The organism is Rhizobacter sp. J219 (genome assembly GCF_024700055.1).
In the GTDB taxonomy this organism is placed as follows: domain Bacteria; phylum Pseudomonadota; class Gammaproteobacteria; order Burkholderiales; family Burkholderiaceae_C; genus Rhizobacter.
Genome location: NZ_JAJOND010000001.1, coordinates 2,699,582 through 2,711,837, shown reverse-complemented (window position 1 = coordinate 2,711,837; position 12,256 = coordinate 2,699,582). Strand labels below are relative to the sequence as shown.

13 protein-coding genes are annotated in these 12,256 nt (G+C 68.6%); 9 read left to right on the top strand and 4 right to left on the bottom strand.

What is annotated here, in order from left to right; all coding sequences use genetic code 11:
- The first annotated feature begins 13 nt into the window (after positions 1–13).
- From cyoC to LRS03_RS12390, 6 genes are all read left to right on the top strand, one after another.
- Entirely contained in the window at positions 14–667 is a 654-nt protein-coding gene (cyoC, locus tag LRS03_RS12415) for a cytochrome o ubiquinol oxidase subunit III (RefSeq protein ID WP_374685053.1), read from the top strand.
- Positions 664–1,077 (top strand): cytochrome o ubiquinol oxidase subunit IV, encoded by a 414-nt coding sequence (gene cyoD / locus LRS03_RS12410; protein WP_257825730.1) that lies wholly within the window; start codon positions 664–666, stop codon positions 1,075–1,077. The genes cyoC and cyoD overlap by 4 nt, the downstream gene beginning before the upstream one ends.
- On the top strand, positions 1,074–1,922 hold the full coding sequence (locus tag LRS03_RS12405) for an SURF1 family protein (RefSeq protein WP_257825729.1): 849 nt from the start codon (positions 1,074–1,076) through the stop codon (positions 1,920–1,922). The genes cyoD and LRS03_RS12405 overlap by 4 nt, the downstream gene beginning before the upstream one ends.
- On the top strand, positions 1,861–3,270 hold the full coding sequence (locus LRS03_RS12400) for an ATP-binding protein (RefSeq protein WP_308296426.1): 1,410 nt from the start codon (positions 1,861–1,863) through the stop codon (positions 3,268–3,270). The genes LRS03_RS12405 and LRS03_RS12400 overlap by 62 nt, the downstream gene beginning before the upstream one ends.
- Positions 3,260–3,811 (top strand): response regulator transcription factor, encoded by a 552-nt coding sequence (locus LRS03_RS12395; protein ID WP_257825728.1) that lies wholly within the window; start codon positions 3,260–3,262, stop codon positions 3,809–3,811. Before LRS03_RS12400 ends, LRS03_RS12395 begins: the two co-directional genes overlap by 11 nt.
- A 173-nt stretch (positions 3,812–3,984) precedes the next feature.
- Positions 3,985–5,133 carry a zinc-binding dehydrogenase gene (locus LRS03_RS12390; RefSeq protein ID WP_257825727.1) on the top strand — a complete coding sequence of 383 codons (1,149 nt, stop codon included), beginning with the start codon at positions 3,985–3,987 and terminating at the stop codon, positions 5,131–5,133.
- Positions 5,134–5,164: 31 nt separating this feature from the next.
- Here LRS03_RS12390 and LRS03_RS12385 read toward each other — a convergent pair whose 3' ends face one another.
- Positions 5,165–7,060 carry a hypothetical protein gene (locus tag LRS03_RS12385; RefSeq protein ID WP_257825726.1) on the bottom strand — a complete coding sequence of 632 codons (1,896 nt, stop codon included), beginning with the start codon at positions 7,058–7,060 and terminating at the stop codon, positions 5,165–5,167.
- A 116-nt stretch (positions 7,061–7,176) separates the two neighbouring features.
- Here LRS03_RS12385 and argB point away from each other — a divergent pair, with 116 nt between their 5' ends.
- The 3 genes from argB to slmA all read left to right on the top strand — a co-directional run bounded on the left by argB (position 7,177) and on the right by slmA (position 9,557).
- Positions 7,177–8,091: an acetylglutamate kinase gene (gene argB, locus LRS03_RS12380; RefSeq protein ID WP_257825725.1), complete on the top strand. Its 915-nt coding sequence runs from the start codon at positions 7,177–7,179 to the stop codon at positions 8,089–8,091.
- Between the two features lie 79 nt (positions 8,092–8,170).
- Positions 8,171–8,884 carry a pyrimidine 5'-nucleotidase gene (locus tag LRS03_RS12375; RefSeq protein WP_257825724.1) on the top strand — a complete coding sequence of 238 codons (714 nt, stop codon included), beginning with the start codon at positions 8,171–8,173 and terminating at the stop codon, positions 8,882–8,884.
- A gap of 22 nt (positions 8,885–8,906) precedes the next feature.
- Positions 8,907–9,557: a nucleoid occlusion factor SlmA gene (slmA, locus tag LRS03_RS12370; RefSeq protein WP_257825722.1), complete on the top strand. Its 651-nt coding sequence runs from the start codon at positions 8,907–8,909 to the stop codon at positions 9,555–9,557.
- Positions 9,558–9,575: 18 nt separating this feature from the next.
- On the opposite strand, the gene LRS03_RS12365 is transcribed toward slmA, so the two are convergent.
- The 3 genes from LRS03_RS12365 to LRS03_RS12355 are packed head-to-tail and all read right to left on the bottom strand — an operon-like array spanning position 9,576 to position 12,237.
- The gene (locus LRS03_RS12365; RefSeq protein WP_257825720.1) at positions 9,576–10,376 is read right to left on the bottom strand and encodes a peptidylprolyl isomerase; all 801 of its coding nucleotides are present in this window, start codon (positions 10,374–10,376) and stop codon (positions 9,576–9,578) included.
- Positions 10,373–11,365, bottom strand: a complete 993-nt coding sequence (locus tag LRS03_RS12360) for a lipase secretion chaperone (RefSeq protein WP_257825719.1) — start codon at positions 11,363–11,365, stop codon at positions 10,373–10,375. The genes LRS03_RS12365 and LRS03_RS12360 overlap by 4 nt, the downstream gene beginning before the upstream one ends.
- A complete protein-coding gene (locus LRS03_RS12355; RefSeq protein WP_257825718.1) occupies positions 11,362–12,237 on the bottom strand; it encodes a peptidylprolyl isomerase in 876 nt (291 codons plus the stop codon). The genes LRS03_RS12360 and LRS03_RS12355 overlap by 4 nt, the downstream gene beginning before the upstream one ends.
- Positions 12,238–12,256: the final 19 nt, after the last annotated feature.

Here is a 12,256-nt window from a genome sequence, read left to right as displayed (position 1 = left end):
GCACGACCCCATCATGACGACCCTTCAACCAGCCATGGCGACACCCGGCGGCCCGGCCGCCGTGCTGAACGACGCCCCGCCGGTCTTCTACGACAACGGCGACCACCACCCGCAGCAGGGCACGCTGCTCGGCTTCTGGCTGTACCTGATGAGCGACTGCCTCATCTTCGCCGTGCTCTTCGCCACCTACGCCGTGCTCGGCCGCTCCTACGCAGCGGGCCCGTCGGGTGCCGACCTGTTCGACCTCAACCTGGTCGCGATCAACACCGCGCTGCTGCTGCTGTCGTCCATCACCTACGGCTTCGCGATGATCGGCGCGCAGCACGGGCGCAAGTCGCAGGTGCTGGGCTGGCTCGCCGTCACCGGCCTCTTGGGCCTGGGCTTCCTCGGCATCGAGATCTACGAGTTCGCGCACCTCATCCACCAGGGCGCGGGCCCGCAGCGCAGCGCCTTCCTGTCGGCGTTCTTCACGCTGGTCGGCACGCACGGGCTGCACGTCACCTTCGGCTGCATCTGGCTCGTCACGCTGATGCTGCAGGTGAAGAAGCACGGCCTGATCCCCGAGAACCGTCGCCGGCTGATGTGCCTGTCGATGTTCTGGCACTTCCTCGACGTCGTCTGGATCGGCGTCTTCACGTTCGTCTACCTGATGGGGGTGATGCCATGAGCGGCACCCATGCAGAACTTGCACACGGCGCCCATGACCCGGGCCACTCGGAACCCGACCACGGCCATGACCATGGCGACAGCGGCTACCACTTCAGCGCCAAGGGCTACGTCATCGGCTTCCTGCTGTCGGTGGTGCTCACCGCCATCCCGTTCTGGCTGGTGATGGCCAAGGTGCTGCCGTCGCAGGGCCTCACGGTGGCCGTGATCCTCGGCTTTGCGGCGGTGCAGATCGTCGTGCACATGGTCTACTTCCTGCACATGAACGCAAAGATCGAAGGCGGCTGGTCGATGCTCGCGCTGATCTTCACGGCGGCGCTGGTGCTCATCATGCTGGCCGGTTCGATCTGGGTGATGTTCCACCTGAACGCCAACATGATGCCGGTGCACGACATGCGGAACCTGCCATGACCACAAGCCATTCGCTCCCCACCTCCGCCACCGAGGCACACGACGGGCTCGACGACAGCGACCTCGACAGCCGCACCGCGGCGAGCGGTCGGCCGGTGCTTTGGGTCACCCTGCTGCTGGCGGGCCTCTTCGCCCTGGCCGGGTTCGTGGCCCTGGGCATGTGGCAGATCAACCGCCTCAACTGGAAGACCGATCTGATCCAGCGCATCGACGAGCGCGTGAAGGCTGCCCCGGTGGCCGCGCCGGGCCCGGCCGAATGGGCAGCGCTGACCGAGGCCAGCGCCGAATATCGCCGCGTCACGCTGCGTGGCCAGTACGCCCACGACAAGGAGACGCTGGTGCAGGCCACCACCGCGCTGGGCAGCGGCTACTGGGTGCTCACGCCGATGCGCACCGAGCAGGGCTTCTGGGTGCTGGTCAACCGCGGCTTCGTGCCGCCCGACAAGCGTGACCCGGCCAGCCGCCCGGCGACCGCGGGTGCCGACGGGGCGCAGTCGGCCGAGGGGCTGCTGCGCATGTCAGAGCCACGCGGCCGGGTGCTGCAGGACAACGACCCCGCGGCCAACCGCTGGTACTCGCGGGACGTGGCGGCCATCGCGGCGGCCCGTGGGTTCGGCGACGCAAGATCGGTCGCGCCGTATTTCGTCGACGTGGCCGCCGCCAACGACGCACCGCTCGACTGGCCGCGCCCCGGCCTCACCGTGCTGCACTTCAGCAACAACCACCTGATCTACGCGCTGACCTGGTTCGTGCTGGCGGGCATGGTGGCAGCGGCAATCGGGTTTGCCGCAGTGGCCGAGTACAGGGCCTCGCGCCGGCGCGCCGCAGCACGGCAGGGCGCCTGAGCCCACGCGGCATGGCGGCCGACAACGCTGCCCCCCGGCGCCGGCCGACGTCGGCCAGGCCCCCGAGAAGCTGGCCGGCCGCAACAACCTGCTGCAGCTCATCCAGATGCGCTGGCTGGCCGTGGCGGGCCAGCTGGTGACCATCCTCGTGGTGCATTTCGCGCTGCGCATCACGCTGCCGTTGCCCGAGATGCTGACGCTGCTGGGCGCGCTGGCTGCGTTCAACATCGCCTGCTGGCTGCGCAGCCGCACCGCGGGCCGGGTGAGCGACACCGAGCTGCTGTGCGGCCTGCTGGTCGACGTTCTGACACTGAGCGCGCAGCTCTTCTATTCCGGCGGCGTCACCAACCCCTTCATCTTCCTGTACCTGCTGCAGGTGGCCGTGGCCTCGGTGCTGCTGCGGCCCACCTATACCTGGACGGTCGTCGGCTTCACCAGCCTGTGCTTCGCGGCGCTCACGCAGTGGTACCGGCCGCTTGCGATGACCGGGCTCGACGTGGCCGCGCTGTCGGCGCCCTACATCGGCGGGCTGCTGCTGTGCTTCCTGCTGAATGCGGGGCTGCTCGTCACCTTCATCGTGCGCATCGAGCGCAACCTGCGCCGGCGCGACGCACGCCTGGCCGACCTGCGCCAGCGTGCCGCCGAAGAAGAGCACATCGTGCGCATGGGCCTGCTCGCGTCGGGTGCGGCGCACGAGCTCGGCACGCCGCTGGCCACGCTGTCGGTGATTCTCGGCGACTGGTCGCGCATGGCGCCGTTTGCCGCCGAGCCGGAGCTGCGCGAAGAGATCGAAGAGATGCAGATCCAGATCCAGCGCTGCAAGACCATCGTGAGCGGCATCCTGATGTCGGCCGGCGAGGTGCGGGGCGAAGCGCCGGTGCACACCACGCTGCACGCCTTCCTCGACGAGCTGGTGGCGCACTGGCGCCGCACGCGGGGCGCGGTGGGGCTCGACTACGACCGCAGCGGTGCGCCCGACCTGCCGGTGATCTCCGACTTCGCGCTGCGCCAGATGCTCGACAACGTGCTCGACAACGCGTTCGAGGCCGCACCCCAGGCCGCCCCCCGGCTGGTCGCCCAGTGCGAGAACGACGAGCTGGTGCTGCGGGTGCAAGACAAAGGGCCGGGCTTCGCGTCGGCCATGCTCGAGCGCTTCGGCAAGCCCTACCAGTCGAGCAAGGGGCGCGCGGGCGGGGGGCTCGGGCTCTTCCTGTCGCTGAACGTGGCGCGCTCGCTCGGCGGGCGCATCGCGGCTCGCAACCGGGCGGAGGGCGGCGCCGAGGTGGAGATCCGCCTGCCGCTCGCCGCCCTCGCGCCGGCCGATGACAATGCCGCCGATGAGCGCTGAGGACAACACCCCCGAGCCGCTGCTCCTGATCGTCGAAGACGACGACGCGTTCGCGCGCACGCTGGTGAGGTCGTTCGAGAGGCGTGGCTACCGAGTGCTGCGCGCTACCAGCCTCGACGACGTGAGGGCGCTGCTCGCCGACAACACGCCCGCCTTCGCGGTGGTCGACCTGCGGCTGGCCGGTGGCGCCTCGGGTCTGGCCTGCGTGCAGCTGCTGCACGAACACGACGCCGCCACCGTGATCGTGGTGCTGACCGGCTACGCGAGCATCGCCACGGCGGTCGAGGCCATCAAGCTCGGGGCACGCCACTACCTCGCCAAGCCGGCCAACACCGACGAGATCGAAGCTGCCTTCTCCAAGGCGCAGGGCGACGCCGAGGTCGAGCTGACCGAGCGCACCACCTCGATCAAGACGCTGGAGTGGGAGCGCATCCACGAAACCCTGGCCGAGACCGGCTTCAACATCTCGGAAACCGCCCGCCGGCTGGGCATGCACCGACGGACCCTCGCCCGCAAGCTGGAAAAGCAGCGCGTGAAATGACAGCCCCTCGTCCGGCGAATACACCGGACGATCCCCCGAGGAGATGGCGGGCCGGCTGGGGCGCCGCCCCGCGCTCGGCCCGCTGACCCTGCTGGCATGTAGGTGACACCCTCGTACGACCGTGCTTCCTACACTGCGCCTCTTCCCCTAGCCGGGCCACTGAGGAGACCAGCATGAGCACCCCCGCCATTCCCGCCACCGCGCTGCAACTGCGTTCGCTCGTCAAGAAGAGCGGCCAACTCGAACTCTCGCTGCAAAGCGTGCCCGTCCCCGAGCCGAGGGACGACGAAGTGCTGGTGCGCGTGGAAGCCACGCCGATCAACCCGTCGGACCTGGCGCTGCTGTTCGGCCTGGCCGACATGTCGACCGCGCAGGTGTCGGGGACGGCAGCCAGCCCGGTCGTCACCGCCACGGTGCCCGAGAAGATGATGCGTGCCCTCACGGCACGGCTCGACCAGTCGCTGCCGGTCGGCAACGAAGGCGCGGGCGTGGTGGTCAAGGCTGGCGCGTCGCCCGCCGCGCAGGCCCTGTTGGGCAAGATGGTGGGCATCGTGGGGGGCGAGATGTACGCCCAGTACCGCACGATGAAGGCGGTGCAGTGCCTGCCGCTGCCCGCAGGCACCTCCGCCGCCGAGGGCGCCTCGTGCTTCGTGAACCCGCTCACCTCGCTGTCGATGACCGAGGTGATGCGCCGCGAGGGCCACAAGGCGCTGGTGCACACCGCCGCCGCCTCGAACCTCGGCCAGATGCTCAACAGGATCTGCATGAAGGACGGCATCGCGCTCGTCAACATCGTGCGCAAGCCCGAACAGGAAGAGATCCTCAGGAAGCTCGGCGCGAAGTACATCGTGAACTCCAGTTCGCCGAGCTTCATGGAAGACCTGACCCGAGCCCTCATCGAAACCGGCGCCACGCTGTGCTTCGACGCGATCGGCGGCGGCAAGCTTGCTGGCCAGGTGCTCACCTGCATGGAAGCCGCGGCCAACGCGAACGCGAAGGAATACAGCCGCTACGGCTCCAACGTGCACAAGCAGGTCTACATCTACGGCGGCCTCGACCGCAGCCCGACCGAGCTGAACCGCAGCTTCGGCATGCAGTGGGGCGTGGGCGGCTGGCTGCTGACGCCCTTCCTGCAGAAGATCGGCTTCGAAGCCGCGCAAAAGCTCCGCGAGCGTGTGGCCGCCGAACTGAAGACCACCTTCGCCAGCCACTACACCCGCGAGGTGTCGCTGGCCGAGGCGCTGTCGCTGGACGCGATCAACGTCTACGGCAAACAGGCCACCGGCGAGAAGTACCTGATCCTGCCGCAGAAGGGGCTTTGAGCCCGGCGGGGTTCGCCACCGCGAGCCCTGCTCATTTGCGCTCTTCGCCGCGGGCCGACCTCAGCCAGTACTTGAGGGTCGCCTCGGTGGGGATGTAGGCGCGGATCTTGAAGCCCTTGCCGAGGCGGTCGTCGGCGGCGAGTTCGCCGTCGTCGATTCCCTTGGCGTTGTAGCCGAGCGCAAGCACGACCTTGCGCTTCATCTGCACTGCGAGTTCGGCGCCGTAGCCGCGCTGCACGCCCATCGCGTCGTCCTTCCAGTGCGCGACGTGGAAGCCGAAGCGCCAGCGGCGGGCGAGCTGGTAGGTCGGGCGCATCACGTAGAGATCGGTGATGCGCTGCGCGCCGGCCTGGAACGAGTCGTCGCGGTCCCATCGGCGCGAGGCGCGCAGCAGCAGGTCGAGCGTCTCGACCGGCTGGTACTCGAACTCGCTGAACACGATGCGGGCCCGGCGCTTGGCCGAACCCGGCGTGGTCACGCCGTCCTGCCGCGGCTCGCGGGCGAGGGCGGTGTAACGCCAGAAGGTGCTGAACCTGCGCGCCTCGGGCTCTTGCCAGCCGAGGCCCACGCTCGCATCCCCGAAGATCACCGGGATCTCACCCGCCACTTGCGACTTCAGCTCGGTGGCGCTGGCGCGGGTGACGAAGAGCGTGTCGCGGCCCAGGCGCTGGGTGTAGTCGGCGCTGGCGAAGTCGCTGTTGCGGATCGGCGTGCGTACGGCCTGCAACTCGGTGCCCAGCGCGCGGTGCGGAAAGTCGTTGTGCTGGATGCGCAGGTCGAAGAGCGTCGAGCGCAGCGCATCGCCCGCGATGGGAATGCCCGATTCGATCAGCGACTGCGACTGCCACTTGGGCGCCAGCTCGTGGGTGTGGCGCCAGCCCACCACCAGCAGTGCGTCCTTGTCGGAGACGAGGCTCTGGTGGCGCACCTGCGCGTAGACCATGCCATCTTTCGAGCCTTCGGGAATTTCACCGCCGATCACACGCTTGTAGGTGGTGCGCTCTTCCACGCCCTGCGATGACAACAGCCCGAGCTGCGGCGATTCGCGCCAGTAGACGCGCGAGCCGCTCCACTGGCCTCCCGGCCGCCAGTCGGCGCCGATCTCGGTGCGCGCGTCGGCCAGGCGCTCGTCGCCGGGCGCCATCTCGGGCTTGATCGCCTGCTGGTGCTGGGCGCTGAAGGCCAGGCCGGGCGCGGCCTCCCACTGCGCTTGGACGCCGGCGAAATTGGCTTTTGGCTCGCGGTCGACCCAGGGCTGGCGCAGGCCTCGGTCTTCGAGCTGGGCGTGGCGCACGAAGCCTTCGAACCACAGGTCGCGCGGGCCGTAGCGCAGGCCTGCTTGCGCATCGGTGCGGGCGACGTTGACGGTGTCGTCGTGCAGTCGCCGGCCGCTCGTCTGCAGCGAGAAGCCGTGGCCGAGCGTGGTGCCGATGGAGCCGCCGTTCTCCAAGCCGGTGCCGTCGTGCTGGTTGTAGAAGCGCACGTCGTTGCGCTTGCCCACATGGGTCAGCTCGAAGGTCCGCGAGGGACGGCCCGCGGCGGGGATGCCGGTGCCGGCGCTGTTGAGCAGGCCGGTCTGGCGCTCGTCGAGGGAGAGCATCCAGCGCTTGCCCAGGTCGACCGTCTTCTTCTGGCCGAAGACGCGGTAGCGGCGTTCGTAGTCGGGGCCGAGCGCGTCGACCAGCAGCTCGTTGAGGAACTCTTCCCAGGAGTCGAGCGTGTCCTCGACGCGCTGCTTCAGGTTGTCGATCGGGCCTGTCTGGCTTTCGGGGATCGCTTCTGGGGCGGTGGAATCGGCGGGCAGCGTGGGCGCCGAGGCGGCTGGCGCCGGCGGCTCGGGCGCCGGCTCCTGCGCGGCCGCGGCGGCGCACATCCAGGCGCAGCAGGCTCCGGCAAGCGAGCGTGAGACGTAACGGGACAGGACCATGGCCCGCAGTGTCGCAGCGGCCGCCCTTTCCATCTGTAGGAGGACGGCTCAGCGCACATGGGTGAAAACCTGCGGCCCCTACAATTTGCGGCACCCAACTTTCACCCGCGCCGCCCATGAGCACCGCTGCCCCCGCCCACACCGCCGAGCTGGCCAACATCGCGCCGCGCGACAAGGCGGAGATCCTGGCCCAGGCCCTGCCGTACATCCGCAAGTTCCACGGCAAGACCATCGTCATCAAGTACGGTGGCAACGCGATGACCGACCCCGAGCTGCAGCAGGACTTCGCCGAAGACGTGGTGCTGCTCAAGCTGGTCGGCCTCAACCCGGTGGTGGTGCACGGCGGCGGCCCGCAGATCGAAGACGCGCTGGCCAAGATCGGCAAGAAGGGCACCTTCATCCAGGGCATGCGCGTCACGGACGAGGAGACGATGGAAGTCGTCGAGTGGGTGCTGGCCGGCCAGGTGCAGCAAGACATCGTCGGTCTCATCAACGTGGCTGGTGGCAAGGCGGTGGGCCTGACCGGGCGCGACGGCGGCCTGATCCGCGCCCGCAAGCTGAAGATGGTCGACCAGAAGGACCCGAGCAAGGTGCACGACGTGGGCCAGGTCGGCGAGATCGAATCGATCGACCCGTCGGTCGTGAAGGCCCTGCAGGACGACCAGTTCATCCCGGTCATCTCGCCGCTGGGCTTCGGCGTGGAAAACGAGAACTACAACATCAACGCCGACGTGGTGGCCGGCAAGCTGGCCGAGGTGCTCAAGGCCGAGAAGCTCATCATGCTCACCAACATCCCCGGCGTGCTCGACAAGAACGGCAAGCTGCTCACCAACCTGTCGGCGCGCGAGATCGACGAACTGTTTGCCGACGGCACCATCAGCGGCGGCATGCTGCCCAAGATCTCGTCGGCGCTCGATGCGGCCAAGAACGGCGTGAACAGCGTGCACATCATCGACGGGCGTGTGCCGCACGCGATGCTGCTCGAAATCCTGACCGAGCAGGCTTACGGCACGATGATCAGAAGTCATTGAGCCCCCCAGTCGCTTCGCTCCTGCCCCCAAGGGGCACCACCCATCGGGCCGGCAAAGCCGGACCCTTGGGCGTGGCTTGATGGGCGCGGCGCTTCGCGCGCGGCGTTCGCGCGTCTGGTTGTTCGATCTCGACGACACCCTGCACGACGCGAGCCACGCGTCGATGCTCGGCATCAACCGGGCGATGACGGACTACGTCGCCAAGTACCTCGACCTTTCGCTCGAAGACGCCTCGGCGCTGCGCGCCCAGTACTGGCGGCGTTATGGGGCGACGCTGCTCGGCCTCATCCGCCACCACGGCGTGAAGGCCAGCCACTTTCTCGAAGAGACCCACCAGTTGCCGGGCATGGAGGCGCAGCTGCGCATGAGCGCACACGATCGAGCCGTGCTCAAGCGTTTGCCGGGCCGCAAGTACATCCTGACGAATGCGCCGCGGGCCTATGCGTTGCGCGTGTTGAATGCCTTGAAGCTCATCGACTTCTTCGACGGCGTGGTCACGATCGACGAGATGCAGATGTTCGGCCACCTGCGGCCCAAGCCCGATGCCCGCATGCTGCGGCATGTTGCGGTGCAACTCAAGGTGCCGCCCAGCCGCTGCGTGCTGGTCGAAGACACGCTGCAGCACCAGAAAGCCGCACACGCCATCGGCATGAAGGGCGTCTGGATGCGGCGCTACCTTCACGCAGCGAGGAAGAGTGTGAACAACGGCATGCAAGTTGGCGTTCACCACTGCCCAACGCCCGCCTATGTCTATGCAAGAATTCGTTCGCTCAAGACCCTGCTTGCCTTGTGACTAAACAAGGTTTGAACTCGAGATGACCGACGCCACCCTGCCCGAAGAAGCGAACGCGCCATCGACCACCACCGTGGCAGAGCCGGGTCGCAAGCGGCCCAAGCCCGGCGAGCGCCGCGTACAGATCCTGCACACGTTGGCCACCATGCTGGAACAGCCCGGCGCCGAACGCATCACGACGGCCGCACTGGCCGCCAAGCTCGAAGTCTCTGAAGCGGCGCTGTACCGCCACTTCGCGAGCAAGGCGCAGATGTTCGAGGGTCTGATCGAATTCATCGAGCAGAGTGTCTTCACCCTCGTCAACCAGATCGGCGAACGCGAGACCAGCGGCCAGGTGCAGGCACAGAAGATTCTGTCGGTGCTGCTGCAGTTCGGCGAAAAGAACCCCGGCATGACCCGCGTGATGGTGGGCGATGCGCTGGTGTTCGAAAACGAGCGCCTTGTCTCGCGCATGAACCAGTTCTTCGACCGCATCGAATCGCAGTTGCGCCAGAGCCTGCGGCTGGCCGCCGAATCGGCCGGTTCGCAGACGCCGACCGTTGATGCGCAGGCCCAGGCCTCGGTGCTGACCGGCTTTGCCGTCGGTCGCCTTCAGCGTTATGCCCGCTCGGGCTTCAAGCGCATGCCGACCGAGCACCTCGACGGCGCACTGGAACTGCTCGTCCGCACCTGAACCGGTGCCGGGTGCCCATCAGGGCGCCTGCAGCACCGTCAGCTTGGCTTCCTTGCGCCACTGGGCGAGCTGCGCCTGCAGCCGCTCCCCGGCGATCAACTTGCGCAACTCGTCCTTCAGTCGTTCGTAGGTCGGCTTGGGCTGCGTGTGCAGCGCGGTGAGGCGGATCACGTGCCAGCCGAACTCCGTCTGCACCGGCTCACGCGTGTATTGACCCGGCTTCAGCGCCTGGGCCGCGGCCGCAAACGCCGGGGCCAGCTCGCTGACCAGCACGGGGTTCAGCGCACCTCCGCGTGCGGCGGTTTCGGTGTCCAGCGTGTGCTTGCGCGCCAGTGCCGCAAATGAGGCACCCCGCTCGAGCTGCGCGATGAGATCGCGGGCCAGCTTCTCTTCCTTCACCAGGATGTGGCTCGCGTCGATCTGCACGTCGAGCGGCAGCGTGCGGTAGCGTGCCTGCAGTTCGGCCTCGTCGACGGGCATCTCGGCGATGAGCTGCTGCATCAGCCGCTGGCCGAGCAGCGTCTTGTGGGCGAGTTCGAGTTCGGCGCGTGTCTGCGGGCGCGCGGCCACGCCGGTCGCCTTGGCGCGCTGGGCCAGCAGCTCCATGTCGACCAGGTCGTCGAGCATGCGGCGCCGGTCCTGCATCTCGGGCGGCAAGCCGCTGGCGGCACGGCTGCGCGCGAGCTCATCGAGCATGGCGCGCGAGACCGGTTGGCCGTTGACGGTGGCGACGGCACCGGCCGGCAAGGTGGCGTCGGCGGCGATGACGGGTGTCGTGGCGAGGCCGGAGCAGATCAGGAGGAAGGCAAAGGCTCTCATGGGGCGGTGGTTCTCTGGCGGTCGTAGGCACGGGCGGCGGCCAGCTCTTCTTCCGTGAAGTGCTGGCGCAGCGCGGCGTCGATCTGGGCGGCCATGTCGGGCGAGGCCGCGGCGACGATGGCTTTCTTCTGCTGGGCAAACGCCTGGTAGCGTGACTCCCACTGGTCACGCTGGACCTCCATCTCGGTCAGCGCCTTGGCGGCTTCCTGGCCGAGGTAGCGCTGGCGCACCTGTTCGATCTGCGCGGGGCTCGAACCCTGCTGGCGCAGGGCGGCGATCTGGGCGTCCATCTCGCCGAGCTTGGCCGACACCGGGGCCTGAAGGCCGGGCAGGTCGCGTGGGCTGCTTTCGCGCAAGGCGCGGATCCGGGTCGCTTTCTCCTGTTCGGAAAGCTGGGGGTCGGCCTGGATGGCGTTCATCGCAATGTCGAGTCGGGTGAGCTCCTCTTCGGCGCCGAAGAGCGCGCGGGCGGTGGCCTCGTCGAAATGCTGGCGGCGCAGCGCGATGGCCTTGTCGAGCATGGCCTTCAGCTCGTCTGGCGTGCCCGGGGCCTGCTGCGTGGCGCTTTGCGCGGCGGCGGCGCGCTGGTAGGTGTCGTAGCGTCGCACCAGGGCGATGGCCTGGGTCGCGGCCTCTCCGGGCATGGAGCGACGCAAGGCGTCTTCGAGGCGCTGGAAGTCGGCCGGTGTGGCGTCCGGGCCGAGCAGGCCGAGCAGCACGTCGAGCGCGGCGCGGGTGTTCATGTCGACGCTCAGGTCACCGGCCGCGCCGAGTTCGAGCAGGCGCGCGGCGTCTTCGATCGAGCTGGGCGCGCTGCCGGCCTGCGCAGTGGGCGGGGCTGCATCAGCGCCGACCCGGCCGCCGGCCGATCGGGAGTCGGGCGTGGAGGGGGCCTCGGCATCGTCGGGGCCGGACAGCGCCAGCCACAGCCCGACGCCCACCGCGCCCAGCGTCGCGATCAACACGGCCCGGAAGGCGTGTGGCGTCATGGCGACTCGGTCAGTTGCACCTTGGCTTCGCGCCGCCATTGTTTCTGCTGGGCGTCCACCTTGGCATGCACGATCTGCGGATGCAACCAGGCGCGTGCGGTGTCCAGCGTGGCGCGCTGCGGCAGGGGCTCCAGGCCCTGCAGCTGCATCACGTGCCAGCCCTGCGGGGTCTGCACCGGCTGGGCGGCGTGTTCGCCGGGTTTGAGGTGTCGCACGGCGGCGGCCATCTCGAGGGGCAGCTGGTCGATCAGCATGGTGCCGAGGCTGCCGCCGCGGTGGCGGTTGTCGGCGTCGATGGAATAGCGTTTGGCCAGCTCGGCGAAGGGCCGGCCTTGCTTGAGCTGTTCGAGCACGGCCAGCGCCGTCGCCTGCTCGGCGACGAGGATGTGGGCCAGCTTGAACTGGTGCGGCGGCACACGCTCTTCGTAGGCCGCCGCCAGCTCCGCGTCGGTCACGGTCAGGCCGGCGATTTGCTCGCGCACCATTGCCTGCGCGAGCAGGGTCTTGGTCTGCAGCTCGTTTTCGGCGATGAACGCCGGTTGTTTGTCGAGGCCACGCTCGCGCGCCTTGCGGGCGAGCAGCTCGATGTCGACCAGCTCGTCGAGGAGGCGCTGGCGGCTTGCTGCCGGGGCGCTGCCAGCTGAGGCGGCGGCTGACGGCGCGCTGGCAGGGGCATCAAAGGGGTTTGCCGAGCCCGCGTACTGGCGGGCGATTTCATCCAGCAGGGTGCGGCTCAGGGGCTCGCCATCGAGCAAGGCCACCGTGTCGGTCTTGGGAGTGGAGTTGTCGGCCGGCGTCGCCGGTTTGCAGGCACCCAGCCACAGGCAGGGCAGCATGGCCAGGGCTAAGGCTGCGAAGCGCAATCGGGTCATGGGAAGGATGCATGGACGC